Raw genomic sequence first — 19,483 nt, 5'->3', positions numbered from 1 at the left:
CCGAATTTTAAATTTGTAACTTTTAATCATTTTAGTAGGACGACTAACAATGGCTTTAACTCACCTTCAGCAACTTGAAGCTGAAAGTATCAAAATCATGCGCGAAGTCGCCGCTGAGTTTGAGAACCCAGTAATGCTTTACTCTATTGGTAAAGATTCGTCGGTACTTTTGCACTTAGCGCGTAAAGCATTTTACCCTGCAAAAATTCCGTTCCCGTTATTACACGTAGACACCAATTGGAAGTTTCGTGAAATGATTGAGTTTCGCGACCGTATAGCTAAAGAATACGGTTTTGACCTACTGGTACACAAAAATCCAGAAGGCATTGAAATGGGTGTAGGCCCGTTTACGCATGGCTCGGGTAAACATACCGATATAATGAAAACCCAAGGCTTAAAGCAGGCACTTAACAAATATGGTTTTGATGCTGCATTTGGTGGCGCACGCCGCGACGAAGAAAAGTCACGCGCAAAAGAACGTGTTTACTCGTTCCGCGACAAACACCACCGTTGGGACCCTAAAAACCAACGTCCTGAGCTTTGGAATACTTATAACAGCCAAGTTAATCCGGGCGAAAGCATTCGTGTTTTCCCGTTGTCTAACTGGACTGAGCTTGATATTTGGCAATACATTTACCAAGAAAACATCGACATGGTACCGCTTTACCTAGCAAAAGAGCGCCCTGTTGTTGATCGCGACGGCACCCTAATAATGGTTGACGATGAGCGTATGCCACTTAACGAAGGTGAAGTACCGCAAATGAAATCTGTACGTTTTCGTACATTAGGCTGCTACCCACTTACCGGTGCAGTTGAGTCAACAGCCAGTACTTTAACCGAAATTATTGAAGAAATGCTGCTATCTACGTCATCTGAACGTGAAGGTCGTGTTATCGACCATGATTCAGCCGGCTCAATGGAGAAGAAAAAACGTGAGGGGTATTTTTAATGTCTAGCCAAAATAACGATACATTTAACGAAGTAAAAGAAATAGGCATAGACGCCTACCTAGCACGCCAACAAGACAAAAGCTTATTGCGTATGCTTACGTGTGGCAGCGTAGATGACGGTAAATCAACATTGATTGGCCGCCTACTGCACGACAGCCACCAAATTTATGAAGATCAGCTAGCAGCCCTTCATAAAGATAACGAAAAAGTAGGTAATGCAGGTGAAGATCTTGACCTTGCATTATTAGTTGATGGCCTACAAGCTGAGCGCGAGCAAGGCATTACCATTGACGTAGCGTATCGTTACTTTTCAACGGCTAAGCGTAAATTTATTATTGCCGACACACCTGGGCACGAGCAATACACGCGCAACATGGTAACGGGTGCATCAACAAGCGATGTCGCCATTATTTTGGTTGATGCGCGTTACGGCGTACAAGTACAAACTAAGCGCCATAGCTTTATTTGTGACTCGCTGGGCATTAAGCAGTTTGTTGTTGCCGTTAATAAAATGGATATCGTTGATTTTGACGAAACCGTGTATGAAAAAATTAAGGCTGATTACCTTAAATTTGCTGAGCAACTTAACGTATCAAACATTAAGTTTGTACCTATGTCGGCGCTTAAAGGCGACAACGTAGTAACACGCTCTGCACATACACCGTATTACACCGACAAGCCGCTACTAGAATTACTAGAAGATTCGCCAGCAGCCGAAACAGATACAGGCTTTGAAGCGCGCCTACCAGTGCAATATGTAGTGCGTCCTAACTTAAACTTTCGTGGTTTTCAGGGCACACTTACATCAGGCAAGATACACGTAGGCGATGCAATAAAAGTATTACCGTCGGGTAAAACATCAAGCATTAAAGAAATTGTTACCTTTGATGGCAACCTAGACAGCGCCGAAGCAGGCCAAGCAATTACCGTTACCCTAAATAACGAAATTGATATTAGCCGAGGGGATGTAATAGTACCTGCAAATTCAACGGCCGTTGTTACTAACCAGCTGCAAGCTAAAATTGTGTGGATGCATGAGTCGCCATTAGTATTAGGTAAAAGCTATAACCTAAAACTAGGTAGTAAAAACACCTCAGCTATTGTTACAAAAATTGATTACACAATTGATGTGAATACGCTTGAACACGGCACTAGCGACTCACTGCAGTTAAACGAAATTGCAATTGTGACACTTGAACTAACCGAAACTATTTTGGCAGACGAGTACCACAGCAATCACGAAACAGGCTCGTTTATCCTAATCGATCGCTTATCAAACCTAACGGTTGCTGCGGGCATGATTGAACAAGTACTGCAAAGCCAAGCACAGCAAAGTAACTTTAGCGAATTTGAAGTTGAATTTAACACCTTAGTACGCAAGCACTTTCCGCATTGGCAAGCGCTTGATATTTCTAAGTTATAAGTTAACTTTAGCCTGTTAGGGATTTAAAAGCATGGTAGAACAGCTCGTTTTAACAGGCATTATGCTTACCTTAGTCGGGTGCCTTTTTGGCACCCGTATTAATCCAGCATGGTTATTTGTAAGCGCCATTGGCACCAGCTACTTAGCAGGGCTAATCGATCTTGAAAGCATGTTAATTAATTATGCTAACCCGTCGCTTATCACCTTAGTACTATTGGTGTTAGTGTCGACCGCAATAGAAAAAACCACCCTAATTCAAAAGTTAGCGCAATCGCTATCTAAAGGTAGTTTAGTAAAATCGGTAACAAAATTAGGGTTATCAACCGCCTTTTTATCGTCGTTTACTAACAATACCGCCGTTGTTGCATCGCTTATAACCGCGATAAAAGACAACCCTAATCACTCCCCTTCAAAGCTATTATTACCGCTGTCGTACACTGCTATTTTGGGCGGCACTATTACGCTTATTGGTACATCAACCAACTTAATCGTCAATGGCTTTGCAGTCGATGCGGGCATGAAACCGCTGGGCTTTTTTGACTTTACCTTAGTGGGTTTAGGCGCGCTAAGCGTAGGCCTAATTACCATTTTAGTAATGCTTAAATACTTACCCGACAACGGTAAAAGCGATCAAGAAGTCGTGCCTTTTTACCTAGAAGGCAAAGTACAAGCAAATTCAAAATTAATAGGCCAAACCGTTGAAGAAAACGGCCTGCGTGATTTAAAAGACTTATTCCTCGCGGAAATTATTCGCGATGGCAGCCGCATTTGCGCAGTCACCCCGCAGCAAATTATTCAAAAAGACGACGTGCTGCTTTTTGTAGGTGACATAAAATCGGTGCCATTACTTACCCGTTTCGACGGCCTAAAAGTAGTGCACGAGAATCATCAAAAAGACATAGAACACTTAGTAGAAGTAGTCGTAAGTCAGTCATCAAAATTTATTGGTAAAACCGTAAAAGAAGCCCGCTTTAGAGAGCAATTTCATGCTGCTGTTATTGCCATTCGCCGTGGGCACGACCGCTTACAAGGCGGCCTTGGGCAAGTACAACTACAAGCTGGCGACTCGCTAATACTCGCACCAGGCAAAAACTTTTACACCTTGCCTAATTTAAAGCGCGAATTTGTGTATATTTCAGGGTTTGACTTACAAGCCCACCTTGCACCTAAACAATCAAACATTGTGCTTCTAAGCTTTGCCGCAGTACTGGGTTTAAGCATTATTGGTATAGTCCCGCTGGTTAAAGGCTTATTAGTATTACTGATTGGCTTAATGCTAAGTGGCACCATAAAACTTAACGAAGTAAAACGCCGTTTTCCTATCGAGTTATTAGTGGTCGTAGGCAGCGCCATTGGCCTTGCCAAGTTAATGATAGGCACCGGACTTGCCGGGCAAATATCCGACGCCATGTTTATGGTACTTGGCGACTTTGGCCCGTACGGCGCATTTATAGCTATATTTTTAATGACCGTATTATTTACCGAGCTTATTACTAATAACGCAGCAGCTGCCTTGTCGTTTCCTGTTGCTTACTCGCTCGCGGTTGGTTTTAATGTAGACCCGCTACCGTTTATTATGGCGGTTGCCTTTGGCGCATCAGCCAGCTTTATATCGCCATTTGGGTATCAAACTAATCTAATGGTTTATAGCGCGGGTAACTATCGCTTAAAAGATTACATAGTGATGGGCTTACCCCTTTCTATTATTTATTCAATCACGGTATTAACCTTGATCCCGCTGGTATTTCCGTTTTAATACCTGCGCTCACAGCATAAGAGACTCTCACTATGGATGAAAATATAGTTTGGCATAACTACGCAACTACAAAAGCACAGCGTAGTGAGCAAAAAAAACATAAGCCCGCTATTTTATGGTTTACCGGCTTTTCAGGCTCTGGCAAAAGTACTGTAGCAAACGCATTAGAAGCAGCGCTTAATCAACAAGGTACGCACACTTACCTGCTCGATGGCGACAACGTACGCCACGGGTTATGTAAAGACCTAGGCTTTAGCGACGAAGACCGCATTGAAAACATACGTCGCGTAGGCGAAACCGCAAAACTAATGACCGACGCTGGCTTGTTAGTACTTACTGCGTTTATATCGCCCTTTAGAGCAGAACGTGACATGGTGCGCAGCTTAGTAGACGACGGCGAATTTATCGAAGTATTTATCGATACCCCGCTTGATGTATGCGAAAGCCGCGATCCAAAAGGCTTATACAAAAAAGCCCGTGCTGGGGAGATAAAACACTTCACCGGTATCGATTCAAGCTACGAAGTGCCAAACAATCCAGAAATAATTTTAGATACAAGTAAAAACACCCTAGACCAATCGGTTACACAACTGATAACGTATCTAAAACAAAAGCACATAATATAGGTTAACCCCATGAATCAAACCGAACTGCTAGAAGAAACTCTCATCCTTGCCCGCAAAGCAGGCCAAGCAATAATGGGAATTTACGAAAAGGATTTTAACGTTGAGTACAAAGCCGATGAAAGCCCCGTAACCGACGCCGATTTAGCAGCTCACAAACTGATTGTGGCAGGGCTTCAACAGCTCACACCCGACATTCCAATACTCAGTGAAGAAAACGCCGACATAAGCTGGGATGTACGCCAAACGTGGAAAAGCTACTGGTTAGTTGACCCAATCGACGGCACTAAAGAATTTATTAAAAAGAACGGTGAATTTACCGTAAACATCGCCCTAATTAAAAATGGTATTCCTATTTTAGCCGTAGTCGATGCACCTGCCCTTGGCGTATCGTACTTAGCCGCCGAAGCCATTGGCGCATTTAAAGATAAAGGCGATGAGCGAATTGAGCTTAAAGTAACGACTAAACCTAACAAAGGGTTAATACGTGTTGTTGGCAGTCGCTCGCATCCATCACCCGATTTAGCCGAGTTTGTAAAACGCTTTGACGATGTTGAAATGGTGTCTAAAGGCAGCTCTCTAAAGCTGTGTTTAGTGGCTGAGGGCAGCGCCGATATTTACCCGCGCTTGGGCCCAACGTGTGAATGGGATACAGGTGCAGGCCATGCAATTGCCGAAATAGCCGGTGCAAAAGTGACCCAAGTTGATGGCAGCCCGCTTATTTATAACAACAAAGACGAGTATTTAAATCCGTATTTTATTGTGAGTGCGATAGAAGAGTAAGGGCAGTTTTGAGTGGTTAGCTATCAGTTGTCAGTAAAACAAGTGATAGCTTAACGTTATTGTATATGATGAGGAAATGCTCACAAATTGACTTGTCAGCTGTCTTTTAAAGCCACGAGAACCCATTTGATAGTTTCATCGCCTGAAGATGACTTTGTTTCGATTAACTTCTTTAAGGTCACTATATAATTATTGTTAATTATCGCATGTTCGATATCACCGATTGCTTCTATTGAAACCTTACCTGAATAGCTGACATCTGTTTCAACTTCTGAAATTTCGTAGCGTTTAGTTCGGACATTAATGCCAATGAGCTTAGCTTTAATCTCTACTGATTCAGACATTTGTACATCAATTTTATCAACTATTGAATGAGCCTTTTCTACTTGCGCTTTTGTGAGTTCCAACCTTCCGCCGTGCGCGCTATTAGGTGAACCCCAATCAAATTTCACACCTGAGCCTAGCCTATTGATTTCTTTTAATAAACTTCTATATTTTGAAGCTACCCGACCTTTAAGGAGGTGTAATTTATTACTTAAGTTATCTTCATTATCTTGAGCTGATAATAGTCCTAGCAGCTCATTAATAGCTCTTCCAGACAAGGAATCATCAAACAAATCACTTACATGTGCAGATTTAAATTGAATCCCAAAAGAACCTTCAAATATTTGACTGGTATTTAGCCTAGTTTTTTGCAAAATATCTGCTGAGATGGCGCCCTTAAGTGGAGGTGTACCATTCTCACAAAATTGCCCTAAGGCATCAACTAGCTCCTGAGTAGAAAGTAAGATATTACCTAAACTACGTGAACTTAATTCAGGCAACTGAGTGTCCCAAGGGTAAAGATGGAAATTAAAGGTTTCTCTCACAGATGATACGGCAGCAATTTTTGGATCTACTTCCCCTAGACCATAATGCTTAACCTTGCATTCAATTTTTAATCTAGTTTCAGGAATCGGTAAGTCATCTGCTGTTAACTGCTCCGGTAGAATATACTCAAACCTTGTATCGCCATTTGTATTAGTATAAACCTTAAACAAGTATTCATTTTCAGGCTTCGAAAAGACTGTGTGTAAGCATAACCGCTGATTAATAAGCTCTTTAATGCGATCTGGAGAAATTGCAACATATAACCATTCAAACTCTTCATAATCATCGAAAATTGACAGTCCTAAATATAAAGCACCTGTTTTTGATTTAGCACTGAAGAGACGAGGGAACTCATAAAACTCAAACGTATCAAGTAATATCAATTCGCCCATAGGTGTTTTTTTAGGCAAATCAAACATTAGATAACTCACTTTCTTTAATAACTGCAAAGAGCTTTTCTGGTTCTAAAATTGATTTTGGCATCCACCATGTGCAGTGTCTTTTAGAAGAGGAAGAAGGAGTATCCCCTAACATACCAAAATTATCAGAAATACTGGCTTTTGATACTTTCTTTTTACGTAGAGCAGGAATTGCATTCCTCATTTCTAAGACCCCTAAGCTGCACTTTACTACAGAAAGGCCTCTAGCCTGACAAGCCTTATCTCCCCAATCTTTTGTAGGATTCGTGTCATAATATGATTCGAAATCCTTAGGAACTGGATTGCTACGATTAATAAATCGATACAAATCACCAGTGTGATAGTGAGCCATATTAGGCGGACACTGCTCTGGATAATGATCGGGGTACTGATCTAGTAAACTATTCATATTTCCCTATATTCTTTATAATTTTACAGATTGTATTTGCCGTCGTATTGTACAGTACAAATTTAGAGCTGTTAAGAAGAGAACCTATAGATACCTAACAGCTTTATCAGAGATCAATTTTTACTATTTTACGTAAAAAACCCATATTTCATGGGCTTCTATTATTAGCAAAAGTGTAAGTTATTGCCAATTATATTCTTTAGCATCCTTTATTGTCAGGGCTTGTTTTTAGTGTATGGCGAAAGTCAAAAAGAATGACCTGATCCAATTTGCTAATGATGGCTGTTACAAGTTTTTCTAAGTACTTGCCATTAATTGAATGCTTTTTAAAAGCGACAACCCTTAACGATTTTGCTGGGCGATAAAAGCAAGCGAGTGCTGATTGAATAAGTCAGGGCGCTCTACGTTACAAACATGGCCACATTGGTGAATAGTTTGCAGTACGCTATTTTTATGACGCTTAACCATTTCTTTAACAGGGCCAAGGAACATATGATCTTCCTTACCCATAATGTACAGAATGGGAATATCGATGTCTTTTTCTTTGAAATATTGCATTAAAGGGTTTACGTCCATAGCCAATTTAAACCATTTTATAAACTCTTTTTGGCACAAGCGTTTTGCTTCACGAACAAACAAAAGTCGAGATTCTTTATGGCGCTTTTTCGGCATCATAATAAAAGCAAATAAGCGATACAGCCACATATAAGGCAGGAAGTGTTTAAAAGTATTACCTAAATAAACCAATGTATTACTACGAGTATTAAAACGAGTAACCGCTCCACCTAGCACCATGCTAGAAACATATTGCGGCGCAATTTCAGCAATATTTCGAATAATAATTGTGCCCAATGAAATGCCAACAAAGTGCGCGCTGGTAATATTGTTATGATCTAACACATCGATAATGTCTTTAGAGACATTATTAAACGAATAATTATTATCAACAAAGTTTTGTACTAAGTTATTCGATTTACCGTGACCACGAAGATCAAGCAACAATACATTATATTCTTTTTTATAAGCCTTAAGCTGACGAAACCAAATTGCCGAACTACCACCTGCTCCATGGACAAATACAACCCATATTTTACTGGTTTCGTGCACAAAAATAGTATGGAAAAGAATGTCTTTGCTCATTGCAGTTAGTGGCCTATTTACTTCGTTTGGCGTATTCAATTGTAGGAAGTATAACGGAGTTTAGAAAAAATCTCTTATGAAGTTCTGATCAATGCCTTCTACTTAACAGCTTTTGGGAGCAAATTTTGATTTTAAATGAAAACCAATAAAAATGACCTTCCCCTGTTTTTACGTTATGAAAACCGCCTATCTTGGCTTTGCTGCTCGCGTGTCGCTATAGCGTGTTGGGTTTCGCTGCGCTCTAACCAACCTACTCTAAAATTATAATGTGGTGTTGTCATTTAAGGCTTTTGCTCACTTTTACACCGCTGTTTAGTATTCATGACACTTACCCTGCAATTGAGCCTAATTAATTAGCCTGCAAACCCCCTCAAAACATGAAATTTTAAGCTAAAAACTATACCCTTCGGCGCAGTTATTATTTAAATAATGGATGAGCACACACATGACAACATCTCAAGATGCAACACTTTCAAATGCATCGCCAAACACACACACAAGCACAAGCACAAGCACAAGTTCAGACTCAAAAACTAAATGGAACCTGCACGATACGCAGTGGACATTAAGTTTATTTGGTACCGCCGTTGGTGCGGGTATTTTATTTTTGCCTATTAACATTGGGATTGGCGGTTTTTGGCCATTAATTATTATGGCGTGCTTAGCGTTCCCAATGACCTTTTTTGCGCACCGTGGATTAGCGCGTTTTGTACTTTCATCAAAAAATAAAGATGCCGACTTTACCGATGTAGTTGAAGAGCACTTTGGTGTGACTGCGGGCCGGTTAATTTCCTTATTGTACTTTTTATCTATATTCCCAATTTTGCTTATTTACGGTGTGGGCTTAACCAATACTGTTGATAGTTTTATGGTTAATCAAATGGGGATGGAATCACCTTCTCGCGTGCTACTTTCGGGCGTATTAGTTGCAGGTATGATTAGCTTAATGATGGGCGGCGAGCGCTTAATGCTGCGTGCCTTTGCTATTTTAGTGTATCCGCTTGTGGGTATATTGTTCTTTTTATCACTTTATTTAATCCCAAGCTGGCAGATGCCAGATATGACGGTGCCTGAAATGGGCAGCTTTGGTAAAACGTTGTGGTTATCGATTCCTATTATTGTGTTTTCGTTTAGCCACGCAGCGGCTATCTCAAGCTTTGTAAATGTGCAACGCGGTCATTACGGCGAACAAGCTACACGTAAGTCTGAGGCGATTTTAAAGCGCACTAGCTTGCTACTTATTACCTTTGTACTGTTATTTGTATTCTCTTGCGTGCTGTCGCTTACAGGCGAACAAATGGCGGCGGCTAAAGCAGCTAACGTGTCGGTTTTATCCTACCTTGCTAATATTACTGATAACTCATTTATTGCCACACTAGGGCCGCTTGTTGCCTTTATTGCTATTACATCGTCGTTTTTGGGTCATTTTTTAGGTGCACGCGAAAGCTTTACAGGTTTAGTAACTAAGCAAACAAGCTTAAGCGCTGGCGTTACCGATAAAATTGGTGTGTTAATCATGTTTTTAGCTATTTGGTTTTGTGCAGTTAAAAACCCAAGTATTTTAGACATGATGGATCAGTTGTCAGGCCCTATCATTGCGATGATTTTATTCATCATGCCAATGATTGCAGTTTATAAAGTACCTGCACTTAATAAATACCGAAATCGCTTTAGCACGCTATTTATATTAGCGATTGGCTCACTTGCTGTATTTGCACTTTTATACAGTATGCTTAAGTAATAAAACTGTTTATACAAAAGCCCGGCTACTTATTAGCTGGGCTTTTTTGTGTGCAGTTTATCTCAAATTGTTTTTTTATAGTCGCTCTTCAGGCATGTTATAAATTAACTAGCCTAAAAATAAAACAATTATGCCCTTTACTAAACAACTCCTACTTTATGTAAGCTTGCTAACTACGCTTGTTTTAAGCCTCTTTGTTAAAGCCGATGACTCTCCCGCTATTTTATCGATGAAAGAGCGCGCTGCGTTTATAGATAAAATAACTGAGCTTAGAGTTAATACCTTAATGCCCTCGTTAATGAAGCAGCACAACACTGATATGTGGCTACTTATAAGTCGTGAATATAACGAAGATCCAATATTAAAAACAATGCTGCCTGCAACATGGCTTTCAGCCAGACGCACCACTATTTTGCTATTTGCACTTAATAAACAAGGTGGAGTTGATGCTTACGCTATTGCGCCTTATAAAATAGGTAACGTATTTAAGAAAGGGTGGGATAAACAAACGCAACCAAGCCAGTGGGAAGCACTCAATACACTTATTGAGCAATACAAACCTCGCAACATTGCGCTTAATACTTCTACCGACTGGGCACATGCCGATGGCCTTGTGCTAGGCGATTACAAAACCTTAATGGCTAACTTGCCCGCCGCTTATCACAATAAAATAATTTCTGCAGAGCCGCTTGCTGTTGCGTGGTTAGAGCAACGCATTCCTGAAGAAGTTAAAATGTATAAGCACATTGTTGCTATTGCCCACTCTATTATTGCAGAGGGGTTTTCGGGTAAAACAATTACGGTTGGTGAAACAACTAGCGATGACTTGGTATGGTGGTTTAGAGAGCGCGTAAAAGAGCTAAAACTACAAACATGGTTTCATCCAAGTATTGCTATTCAGCGCGCCGATGCGAAGTCGTTCGATCATGAAGAAAGCTTTACCAATGGCTACGATGATAACGTTATACAAGCCGGTGACTTGCTTCATGTAGATTTTGGGATTACTTATTTACGCTTAAATACCGACACGCAGCAGCATGCGTATGTGCTCAAAGAAAACGAAACGAGTGCGCCTAGTTACTTAGTTGAAGCACTAAAAAGCGGTAATAAACTACAAGACATATTTACCAATCAATTTGCGGTAGGTAAAACCGGTAATGAGGTTTTAGCTGCAGCACGAAAAGCCGCTATTGATCAAGGATTAAAACCCACTATTTATACTCATCCTCTTGGCTATCATGGCCACGCTGCTGGCACTACATTAGGTATGTGGGATTCTCAGCAAGGTGTACCGGGAGATGGTGACTATCCGCTACATTTAAATACAGCTTACTCAATTGAGCTTAACAATGCTGTGTTTATAAAACAGTGGAATAAAGAAATAAGAATAATGCTAGAGGAAGATGCTATTTTTGATAAAAGCGGTGTCTGGTATTTAAATGGCCGACAAACACAGCTATTGCTTGTAAAATAAAGCATAAAAAAATGGCGCTCATTGAGCGCCATTTTTAATTTAATTCGTTGCTATTACTCTGTATCTGGCAGGTTACGGCCATAGAATATTTCTTGCATTTCACGGGTCAGCTTTGAGCGAATTTCATCTTCTTCGCCCTCTGATAAATCTGCCGTAGAAAGGCCGAATAAATACGTGTTTAGATCGGTTTCTTTTAACATCATTTTGGTATGGAACAGGTTTTCTTGATACACGTTCACGTCCATCATTTGGTACGCTTCTTTTGTATCTTCTGTCATGAAGTTTTGAATCGAGCTAATAGCGTGATCAATGTAGTGCTTAACACCGTTTATGTCGCGGGTAAAACCACGAACGCGGTAGTCAATTGTTACTACGTCTGATTCAAGGCTATGAATTAAGAAGTTTAACGCTTTAAGTGGCGAAATAATGCCACAAGTAGACACTTCAATATCAGCACGGAAAGTACAAATACCATCATCAGGGTGAGCTTCTGGGTATGTGTGTACACAAATGTGGCTTTTATCTAGGTGCGCAACAACTGAATCAGGTAATGGGCCTGGTGCTTCGTCAGCATCGTAATTTTGCTGCTCTTCTACTGGTTCTTCTGAAACCAAAATAGTTACACTTGCGCCTTGCGGTTCATAATCTTGGCGCGCTACATTTAAAATGTTAGCACCAATAATATCAACAACTTCACCTAAAATGTCGGTTAGTCTATCTGCACTGTACTGCTCATCGATATATTCAATATATTCTTTACGTTGTTGCTCGGTCTTTGCGTAACAAATATCATAAATACTAAAGCTTAAACTTTTGGTTAAATTGTTAAAACCATGAAGTTTAAGTTTATCGAAGGGTTTGTTCATAATAAACCAACCTATAAATTAGTGGGTTCTGCACCTGCAGAATGAAAAGTTCGCGGATTTTATACGAATTTTCCTCGAGGAAAAAGCGTTATTTTGCTTGTTCTTGCACAACTTCGTGGCTATGCGTAATTTCTACTGTTTTATCAAGCATTAATGCAACCGAGCAATACTTTTCAGCAGAGAGTGAAACGGCGCGTGCAAGGTGCTTTTCAGACACATTATTGCCTTTAACAACAAAGTGTAAGTTGATTTTGGTAAACACGCGAGGGGCTGTTTCGGCGCGCTCTGCACTTAGTTGTACTTGTACATCTGAAAAATCTTGTTTGGCTTTTTTTAAAATACTAACCACATCAACTGATGAACAACAGCCAACTGACATTAAAACCATTTCCATTGGGCTTGGTGCTGCACTATCGCTGCCGCCATCAAACACAACATTGTGGTTAGAATTAGAACGACCAATAAACGTATCGCCTTCAACCCATTTTACATTTGCTTGCATTGTTATATCTCAAAAAATATTTTCTTGATTGTAAGCAAGTTAGCCGTAGTTGCAAATGAAAATGCAACGCAGGACTATAAAATGACTAAGATTGTTGCGTTAAAGCGCTATCAAAGAGGTTTTTTACTAAACCTGCAAATTCGTCTATAAAGGCATGCTGTTCAACCGTGACAGGCTGTGAGGTGATGCTGCTGAGGACTTCTTCTAAATCGTAAACTATGCCATCAACTTCACGTACAATTTGACTACGCTGCTCTGTGTTGAGGTTTGTGTGCTGCTCGCAAATAAGCATCACATTTTGTGCAATCACGTCTTCGATTAATTCCATTACTGTTGGGGCACCTGGTTTTATTTCGCCTGGCTTCTCAAACAATGCTAAATTTTGAGTTAGATACATGATCAAATCATCGTACCCTTGCCTATCTAAAACCATTTTTGTACCACCTTTGTATAATTAATTATTTTTGATTTAAGCAGAAAGCGCTGTTGATTGCTAGCTTTGCGCGTTAGCAATACAAAAAAAGCAGCCGAAGCTGCTTTTATAATAATTAAGTAGTATTACTACTTAATCTATTTTTAAGCCTGGGCTAAGTGTTGCTGGCATCACTACTTTTTCAAGCTCTACCGAAGCAACTGGGTATGCACAGTAATCAGCTGCATAATACGCGCTTGCTCTGTGGTTGCCCGATGCACCAATACCACCAAACGGTGCTGCGCTAGATGCGCCAGTAATTGGGCGATTCCAGTTAACAATACCTGCACGAATACGACGTAAGAAGTGGTCGTAATCTGCTGCACTATCACTTAATAAACCAGCCGATAAACCAAAGGTTGTATCGTTTGCTTTATCAATGGCTTGGTCAAAGTCGTCAAAGCGGAATACTTTTAAAAGTGGTCCAAAATGCTCTTCATCTGGGAAGTCACTAATATTTGTACACTCAATAATACCTGGTGTTACAAAGCCGGTATTGGCTGTGTGCTCAAGTTCTACTAATACTTGAGCGCCAAGCTCAACAAGCTCGTTTTGCGCTTTAACCATGCCTGCTGCTGCAGCTGATGAGATCATAGAACCCATAAATGGCTGGTCTGCATCGTCATAGTTACCTACTTTAATCGCTTTAGTTGCAGTGATAAGGCGCTCTAAAATCACATCGCCTTTACTACCTGTTGGTAAAAACAGTTTACGTGCACACGTACAACGCTGGCCACTTGAAATAAACGCTGATTGAATAATGTCGTGTACAACAGCTTTAGTGTCTTCAACGTCAGTAATAATAAGTGGGTTATTACCACCCATTTCTAATGCTAAAATTTTACCAGGTTGGCCTGCAAACTGTTCATGTAAAATATGACCAGTGCGCGAAGAACCCGTAAAGAACAAGCCATCAATACCTTTGTGAGCAGCAAGGGCTTTACCCGTTTCTACTTCACCTTGTACAAGGTTAATTACACCTGCTGGTAAACCTGCTTTTTCCCACAGCTTAAGCGTAAGCTCAGCAACTTTAGGAGTAAGTTCAGACGGTTTAAACACAACTGTGTTACCCGCTAAAAGCGCTGGAACAATATGCCCATTAGGTAAGTGACCCGGAAAGTTATACGGACCAAATACGGCTACAACACCATGTGGCTTATGGCGAATCATCGCACGGCCAAGTGGCATTGCGTTTTCTACGTCGCCAGTGCGCTCTAAAAATGCTTTTTCAGAAATGGCAATTTTACCAACCATAGCACCCGCTTCTGTGCGAGTTTCCCACAGTGGCTTACCTGTTTCTTGTGCGATAGTAATAGCGAGCTCTTCGCTGTTTTCTTTTAATTGCGCTGCGAATGCTTTAATTATTTCTAAACGCTCAGTAAAGCTTTTATCAGCCCATGCATAAAACGCTTCGCGCGCTGCATTTACTGCGGTGTCTACTTGCGCCGCAGTTGCCGATGAAGCCTGCCAAATAACGTCGTTATTTGCAGGGTTTACTGAATTAAATTCTGTGCCTTGGCCTTGTGACCATTGACCATTTATAAATTGTGCAGGATGAGTCATATACTTTCTCCTAAATTAAACTGGGGTTGCGCTAACAATATCGCCAGCTTGCAAATGCAGTGCATCTGCTATTTCTTGCGATAAAATAAGGCTTTTAGCTCGATCGTCAAACGACATTGGCGCAACAGTCGCTCTAAAGTCATTCAGCTTTTCGTTAGCTAGTAACACCATGGTGTCGCCAGTCATTTGGCCTATTTCAACTTTAAAGTTATGCGCATTTCGAATAGTCGCAATGTTATCTACTTTGGCTTCAACAGTTGGGCCCGCGTCAAAAATATCTACGTAGCCATTAAACGTAAAGCCTTCGCTTTTTAATAATTCAATTGCTGGGCGTGTGTTGTCGTGTACCTTACCTATTACAGCTTGCGCATCTTTACTTAGCAAATTTACGTAAATTGGATATTTAGGCATTAGTTCAGCAATGAAAACCTTTTGGCCAATACCTGTTAGGTAATCGGCTGTTGGAAAATCCATTGAGAAAAAATGCTCTTCTAGCCACTGCCAAAAAGGGCTACTGCCGTTTTGGTCAGACACACCGCGCATTTCTGCAATCACTGTTTGTGCAAAACGCTCTTGATGCTGTTTTATAAACATAAAGCGCGCTTTTGAAAGTAGTTTACCGTTACAGTTTTTACGATAACCATCTTTTAAAAACAATGTGCAAAGCTCTGTAGCACCTGTGTAGTCGTTACATAGCGTTAGAATATCAACCGCTTTGTATACGTCTAATGTGCGCGAAGAGTGAATCACTTTACTTAAGTGATAATGATAAAATGCATCATCAAGCCCTACAGCCGCTTCAATTGCAGACGTTCCTACAACTTCACCGGTTTCGCTATCTTCAAGAACAAACAGGTAGCCTTCGTCACCAGGTTGTGACGTTTGTTTAGCAAAAGAGCTTACTGAATGGTCGATCTTTTTTTGCAATAGTTCTTCGTTTAATGGCAAAGACGTAAAACCATGCCCTGATTCGTGGGCAATTTTCAGTAATGCTGAATAATCATTTTGCTGGATTGGGCGAAGGATCATCATGAGTCCGCTTGCTCCCTTATAAATAACGGTAAATAGGAATTGCAGGGCAAGCAGTGCTTGCCCTTAATTGGTTGGCTTAAGTCGCTTATGCGTTTACTACGCTTGCTACTGCTTTTTCAAAGCGTGCCATACCTTCGCGAATGTCCGCTTCAGGAATTACTAAAGATGGAGTGAAACGTATTACGTCTGCACCAGCAACTAATGACATAAGGCCTTGCTCAGTACCCGCCACTAAAAACTCTTTTGCACGACCTTTATATTGCTCGTTCACTACTGCACCAATTAATAAACCTTGGCCACGGATTTCGCTAAATACGTTGTATTTTTCGTTAACCGCAGTCAGTAGTTCATTAAATAATGCTGCTTTAGCTTTTACGCCAGCAAGTACTTCTGGGGTATTTACTGTATCAAATGCAGCTTCTGCAACAGCACACGCAAGCGGGTTGCCGCCATAAGTAGAACCATGAGTACCTACTTTAAGATGCTGTGCAATTTCAGTTGTTGTGATCATAGCGCCAATAGGGAAACCGCCGCCAAGTGCTTTAGCTGAAGTTAAAATATCAGGTACTATGTTTAAGCCTTGGTATGCGTATAAATCGCCAGTACGGCCAACACCAGTTTGAACTTCATCAAAAATAAGCAGTGCGTTATGTTTAGTACATAAATCGCGAACGCCTTGAGCAAACTCGTCAGTTGGTGAAACAATACCGCCTTCACCTTGAAGAGGTTCCATCATTACGGCACATGTTTTGTCGCTGATAAGCGCTTCAAAAGCAGCTAGGTCGTTGTAATCACAATGTACAATGTCGCCAGGCTTAGGACCAAAACCATCTGAATATGCAGCTTGGCCACCAACAGTTACGGTAAAGAATGTACGACCGTGGAAACCTTTGTTGAACGCGATGATTTGTGATTTTTCTGCGCCAAACTTATCAAGTGCAAAACGACGCGCTAATTTAAGCGCTGCTTCGTTTGCTTCTGCGCCTGAGTTGGCAAAGTAAACTTTTTCAGCAAATGTAGCATCAACCATTTTTTTAGCTAGGCGAAGTGCCGGCTCATTGGTCATTACATTTGATAGATGCCAGATTTTTTCGCCTTGCTCTTTTAATGCGCCTACTAATGCAGGGTGGCAATGGCCAAGACAGTTAACTGCAATACCACCAGCAAAGTCGATAAACTCTCGACCTTGTTGATCCCATACGCGAGAACCTTCGCCTCGAACAGGAATTACGCTTGAAGGTGCGTAGTTAGGAACCATTACGTGATCAAATAATTCGCGATTGACTGTCATTTTATTTCCTCTTAATTGTGAGCAACACAAAACATCAAAATAGGTGTTTGGTTAATATTTGTAACCAACTTTATAGGCAAGATCAGTAACCTGATAATTGCGCAAAATTGCTTTGTGGTTCAATTTTCAGACGCACATTATTTCAGAATTACTTATATCTGTCTCGTTAAAAACTTTCATGTATCCCTTGAAAATAAAGGGCTAAAGATATTATTTCATAGATAGTGAATAACTATTTGCATAACTATTTATGCTTATTTTTAGGCAACTAACCGCATGAGCACCGAGGCGCGGACGCTTTAATCGGCAAATATGCAATATAACAATAGAGTGAGAATGAATGGTTAGTCGCAAAAAAATTAACAAAAAATTCAGATTTTTAGTCAATTTGAATAGCTAAATTGGTAAAATTACTCGATTGGAGGGTTTTTAGTTCCGTTTTAGTGAACTTAAAGTACGAAAACCAGCTTAGAGTTTCGTCAGGCTCAATAAGTTGATGCTCTTTTAAATTAAGATATTGAGAGTAGCAACGTGCCTTTAGCATTACTTGTGTTAACGGCAGTAATGTATCGCCCTTATCTACCCCATTTACTAGCTGCTGCATTACACCTTTAAACGGTAAATATTTAAAAGCCATTTTGTCTATTACTTTGGCGCTTACTTCTATCGACTTATTGCTAAGTAGAGTGGTTAAAAAGAGCGGGTCTGGCTGTAGCTCTAATAATGCGGTGTGCAAATCTTTTTGGTTTTCATTTCGGGCTAACTGCACTTTACGTTGCCATACTTTCTCAAACGTTTTTAAGTACAAACGCACCAATGCAATTCGCCCTACATCTAAAAGCATACCAAGGGTAAATGCATGAACGTCGTTCACATTATTAATTTGTGCAATTTTTTGCGCTGCAATCGCGTTTGCCATCGCGCTGTCGCGTAGCCGGCGTTTTAATAATGAAAATGGCTCGGTGCTATGTGGCATCCAATGACGGGCAGCAAATGTAGGTATAACTAGCTGTAAGTTATCAAGGCCAATATAACGAAGGGCGAGCGATGGCTTATCTACTTTTACAGACGTGTTTTTACTACGTTGATTACGATAGTAAGGTAAATTAACGAGCGTTACTAACTCCCTACCCAACCAGCTTAAATCATTAACCAATGGCTCTAAACGCCCTACCGATGCCGACTTTACAGCTAATATATCGAGTATATTGGCAATGCCATCTTCAATGCCTATGGTGCTATGAATTACGCCATCTATATCTTCGAGCTGCTTATATATAGCTGTTTCAATTGTTTTGTGTAGTTGCTCACTCGCTTGAGCGCGATACTTATGATGTGCAGTACTGCTTTGCTGGCGTTTATTCTGTGCGGCCACTTCAACCTGAAGCAAAGTACGTTGCTTCATCGGTTCGCCGTAATCTATATCTAATGTATGAATGAAACCAATTTGCTGATGCGCAAAGCTGTGCCCAAGCAATAAGTCATGAGCCCGTTGGCTTAATATTTTGGCAGTACGCTGTTGCGCTTCAAGTTCAGTCATGACATCCATTAATAAAGTATTAAATGCTCTGTGTATTATAACATTAGAAGCGAGTTAAAAAGTTATCAAGCAGTTCTAAGCCTTGATCAGTTAGAATAGCTTCGGGGTGAAACTGCACACCTTCAATTGCTAGTTCTTTATGAAGTAACCCCATAATTTCGTCAAACTCGCCTTGCTCAGTCTGAGTCCATGCGGTTACTTCAAGTTCTTTAGGTAGAGTTTGCTCTTTAACCACTAAAGAATGATAACGACATACTGTTAACGGGTTAGCTAAGCCTTTAAACACCCCTTTATTAGTGTGAACTATGGGTGATGTTTTACCGTGCATTACTTTTTTAGCACGTATTACATCTCCTCCTAAAGCTTGCGCGATAGTTTGATGCCCCAAGCAAATCCCTAAAATAGGATATTGCCCTTTTAGTTGCTCAACAATATTTAACGAAATACCCGCTTCGTTAGGCGTGCATGGCCCAGGCGATAACACGATGTGCTGCGGGTTTAACTGTTTTATTTGTGCAATGCTTAGCTCGTCATTACGTTTCACTAAAACGTCTTGATCTAAACGCTGAAAATATTGCACTAAGTTGTAAGTAAACGAATCGTAGTTATCGATCATTAACAGCATTACA

The 19,483-nt window shown here is 40.6% G+C and carries 18 protein-coding genes; 7 read left to right on the top strand and 11 right to left on the bottom strand.

Translation table 11 applies throughout. The features are described 5' to 3' along the window. Positions 1-49 precede the first annotated feature (49 nt). From cysD to cysQ, 5 genes are read left to right on the top strand one after another with little or no spacing between them, the layout of a single operon-like run. A complete protein-coding gene (cysD, locus tag WNY79_RS11590; protein ID WP_008133447.1) occupies positions 50-949 on the top strand; it encodes a sulfate adenylyltransferase subunit CysD in 900 nt (299 codons plus the stop codon). Next, positions 949-2,373, top strand: a complete 1,425-nt coding sequence (gene cysN / locus WNY79_RS11585; RefSeq protein ID WP_197209078.1) for a sulfate adenylyltransferase subunit CysN — start codon at positions 949-951, stop codon at positions 2,371-2,373. The genes cysD and cysN overlap by 1 nt, the downstream gene beginning before the upstream one ends. 31 nt (positions 2,374-2,404) lie before the next feature. Continuing rightward, a complete protein-coding gene (locus tag WNY79_RS11580) occupies positions 2,405-4,129 on the top strand; it encodes an SLC13 family permease (RefSeq protein ID WP_342875928.1) in 1,725 nt (574 codons plus the stop codon). 32 nt (positions 4,130-4,161) lie between these two features. Then, entirely contained in the window at positions 4,162-4,755 is a 594-nt protein-coding gene (cysC, locus tag WNY79_RS11575; protein WP_010555008.1) for an adenylyl-sulfate kinase, read from the top strand. A gap of 9 nt (positions 4,756-4,764) precedes the next feature. Then, the gene (gene cysQ, locus WNY79_RS11570) at positions 4,765-5,535 is read left to right on the top strand and encodes a 3'(2'),5'-bisphosphate nucleotidase CysQ (RefSeq protein ID WP_342875927.1); all 771 of its coding nucleotides are present in this window, start codon (positions 4,765-4,767) and stop codon (positions 5,533-5,535) included. A 95-nt stretch (positions 5,536-5,630) separates the two neighbouring features. Here the strand turns inward: cysQ and WNY79_RS11565 are convergent, their stop codons facing one another. The 3 genes from WNY79_RS11565 to WNY79_RS11555 form a co-directional block, all read right to left on the bottom strand. Continuing rightward, positions 5,631-6,824: a DUF6575 domain-containing protein gene (locus WNY79_RS11565; protein ID WP_342875926.1), complete on the bottom strand. Its 1,194-nt coding sequence runs from the start codon at positions 6,822-6,824 to the stop codon at positions 5,631-5,633. Then, positions 6,817-7,233 carry a hypothetical protein gene (locus tag WNY79_RS11560; protein ID WP_342875925.1) on the bottom strand — a complete coding sequence of 139 codons (417 nt, stop codon included), beginning with the start codon at positions 7,231-7,233 and terminating at the stop codon, positions 6,817-6,819. Before WNY79_RS11560 ends, WNY79_RS11565 begins: the two co-directional genes overlap by 8 nt. A 342-nt stretch (positions 7,234-7,575) precedes the next feature. After that, positions 7,576-8,373, bottom strand: a complete 798-nt coding sequence (locus WNY79_RS11555) for an alpha/beta hydrolase (RefSeq protein WP_342875924.1) — start codon at positions 8,371-8,373, stop codon at positions 7,576-7,578. Positions 8,374-8,818: 445 nt separating this feature from the next. Between WNY79_RS11555 and WNY79_RS11550 the strand changes: the two genes are divergently transcribed. After that, entirely contained in the window at positions 8,819-10,114 is a 1,296-nt protein-coding gene (locus WNY79_RS11550) for an HAAAP family serine/threonine permease (protein ID WP_342875923.1), read from the top strand. Between the two features lie 130 nt (positions 10,115-10,244). Beyond that, on the top strand, positions 10,245-11,588 hold the full coding sequence (locus WNY79_RS11545) for a M24 family metallopeptidase (RefSeq protein WP_342875922.1): 1,344 nt from the start codon (positions 10,245-10,247) through the stop codon (positions 11,586-11,588). Positions 11,589-11,641: 53 nt separating this feature from the next. On the opposite strand, the gene speD is transcribed toward WNY79_RS11545, so the two are convergent. The 8 genes from speD to WNY79_RS11505 all read right to left on the bottom strand — a co-directional run bounded on the left by speD (position 11,642) and on the right by WNY79_RS11505 (position 19,479). Further along, on the bottom strand, positions 11,642-12,454 hold the full coding sequence (gene speD / locus WNY79_RS11540) for an adenosylmethionine decarboxylase (protein ID WP_007376266.1): 813 nt from the start codon (positions 12,452-12,454) through the stop codon (positions 11,642-11,644). 88 nt (positions 12,455-12,542) lie between these two features. Beyond that, complete coding sequence (locus WNY79_RS11535) at positions 12,543-12,956, bottom strand: OsmC family protein (RefSeq protein ID WP_024600073.1); 414 nt, start codon at positions 12,954-12,956, stop codon at positions 12,543-12,545. A gap of 85 nt (positions 12,957-13,041) precedes the next feature. Continuing rightward, positions 13,042-13,389: a DUF3802 family protein gene (locus WNY79_RS11530; RefSeq protein ID WP_007580087.1), complete on the bottom strand. Its 348-nt coding sequence runs from the start codon at positions 13,387-13,389 to the stop codon at positions 13,042-13,044. Positions 13,390-13,521: 132 nt separating this feature from the next. Next, positions 13,522-14,991, bottom strand: coding sequence for a succinylglutamate-semialdehyde dehydrogenase (gene astD, locus WNY79_RS11525; protein ID WP_342875921.1), 1,470 nt, complete (start codon positions 14,989-14,991; stop codon positions 13,522-13,524). 15 nt (positions 14,992-15,006) lie between these two features. Continuing rightward, positions 15,007-16,023, bottom strand: coding sequence for an arginine N-succinyltransferase (gene astA / locus WNY79_RS11520; RefSeq protein WP_342875920.1), 1,017 nt, complete (start codon positions 16,021-16,023; stop codon positions 15,007-15,009). Between the two features lie 85 nt (positions 16,024-16,108). Beyond that, positions 16,109-17,314, bottom strand: coding sequence for an aspartate aminotransferase family protein (locus WNY79_RS11515; RefSeq protein WP_169044608.1), 1,206 nt, complete (start codon positions 17,312-17,314; stop codon positions 16,109-16,111). 379 nt (positions 17,315-17,693) lie between these two features. Next, the gene (locus tag WNY79_RS11510; protein WP_170072859.1) at positions 17,694-18,854 is read right to left on the bottom strand and encodes an HDOD domain-containing protein; all 1,161 of its coding nucleotides are present in this window, start codon (positions 18,852-18,854) and stop codon (positions 17,694-17,696) included. A 43-nt stretch (positions 18,855-18,897) separates the two neighbouring features. Beyond that, a complete protein-coding gene (locus WNY79_RS11505; RefSeq protein ID WP_342875919.1) occupies positions 18,898-19,479 on the bottom strand; it encodes an aminodeoxychorismate/anthranilate synthase component II in 582 nt (193 codons plus the stop codon). Between the last annotated feature and the right edge of the window lie 4 nt (positions 19,480-19,483).

The sequence above is a fragment of the Pseudoalteromonas sp. AS84 genome (assembly GCF_038900255.1).
Taxonomy (GTDB): domain Bacteria; phylum Pseudomonadota; class Gammaproteobacteria; order Enterobacterales; family Alteromonadaceae; genus Pseudoalteromonas.
This window is presented reverse-complemented; position numbering and strand designations above follow the sequence as displayed.

What these genes read in the sequence shown, in the direction of transcription:
- WNY79_RS11580 (WP_342875928.1), top strand. Translation starts at nt 2,405, where the DNA reads ATGGTAGAACAGCTCGTTTTAACAGGCATTATGCTTACCTTAGTCGGG.
- WNY79_RS11555 (WP_342875924.1), bottom strand. Translation starts at nt 8,373, where the DNA reads ATGAGCAAAGACATTCTTTTCCATACTATTTTTGTGCACGAAACCAGT.
- WNY79_RS11545 (WP_342875922.1), top strand. Translation starts at nt 10,245, where the DNA reads ATGCCCTTTACTAAACAACTCCTACTTTATGTAAGCTTGCTAACTACG.
- speD (WP_007376266.1), bottom strand. Translation starts at nt 12,454, where the DNA reads ATGAACAAACCCTTCGATAAACTTAAACTTCATGGTTTTAACAATTTA.
- WNY79_RS11560 (WP_342875925.1), bottom strand. Translation starts at nt 7,233, where the DNA reads ATGAATAGTTTACTAGATCAGTACCCCGATCATTATCCAGAGCAGTGT.
- WNY79_RS11515 (WP_169044608.1), bottom strand. Translation starts at nt 17,314, where the DNA reads ATGACAGTCAATCGCGAATTATTTGATCACGTAATGGTTCCTAACTAC.
- WNY79_RS11505 (WP_342875919.1), bottom strand. Translation starts at nt 19,479, where the DNA reads ATGCTGTTAATGATCGATAACTACGATTCGTTTACTTACAACTTAGTG.
- WNY79_RS11535 (WP_024600073.1), bottom strand. Translation starts at nt 12,956, where the DNA reads ATGCAAGCAAATGTAAAATGGGTTGAAGGCGATACGTTTATTGGTCGT.
- cysC (WP_010555008.1), top strand. Translation starts at nt 4,162, where the DNA reads ATGGATGAAAATATAGTTTGGCATAACTACGCAACTACAAAAGCACAG.
- astD (WP_342875921.1), bottom strand. Translation starts at nt 14,991, where the DNA reads ATGACTCATCCTGCACAATTTATAAATGGTCAATGGTCACAAGGCCAA.
- WNY79_RS11510 (WP_170072859.1), bottom strand. Translation starts at nt 18,854, where the DNA reads ATGACTGAACTTGAAGCGCAACAGCGTACTGCCAAAATATTAAGCCAA.
- cysN (WP_197209078.1), top strand. Translation starts at nt 949, where the DNA reads ATGTCTAGCCAAAATAACGATACATTTAACGAAGTAAAAGAAATAGGC.
- WNY79_RS11550 (WP_342875923.1), top strand. Translation starts at nt 8,819, where the DNA reads ATGACAACATCTCAAGATGCAACACTTTCAAATGCATCGCCAAACACA.
- WNY79_RS11565 (WP_342875926.1), bottom strand. Translation starts at nt 6,824, where the DNA reads ATGTTTGATTTGCCTAAAAAAACACCTATGGGCGAATTGATATTACTT.
- cysQ (WP_342875927.1), top strand. Translation starts at nt 4,765, where the DNA reads ATGAATCAAACCGAACTGCTAGAAGAAACTCTCATCCTTGCCCGCAAA.
- WNY79_RS11530 (WP_007580087.1), bottom strand. Translation starts at nt 13,389, where the DNA reads ATGGTTTTAGATAGGCAAGGGTACGATGATTTGATCATGTATCTAACT.
- cysD (WP_008133447.1), top strand. Translation starts at nt 50, where the DNA reads ATGGCTTTAACTCACCTTCAGCAACTTGAAGCTGAAAGTATCAAAATC.
- astA (WP_342875920.1), bottom strand. Translation starts at nt 16,023, where the DNA reads ATGATGATCCTTCGCCCAATCCAGCAAAATGATTATTCAGCATTACTG.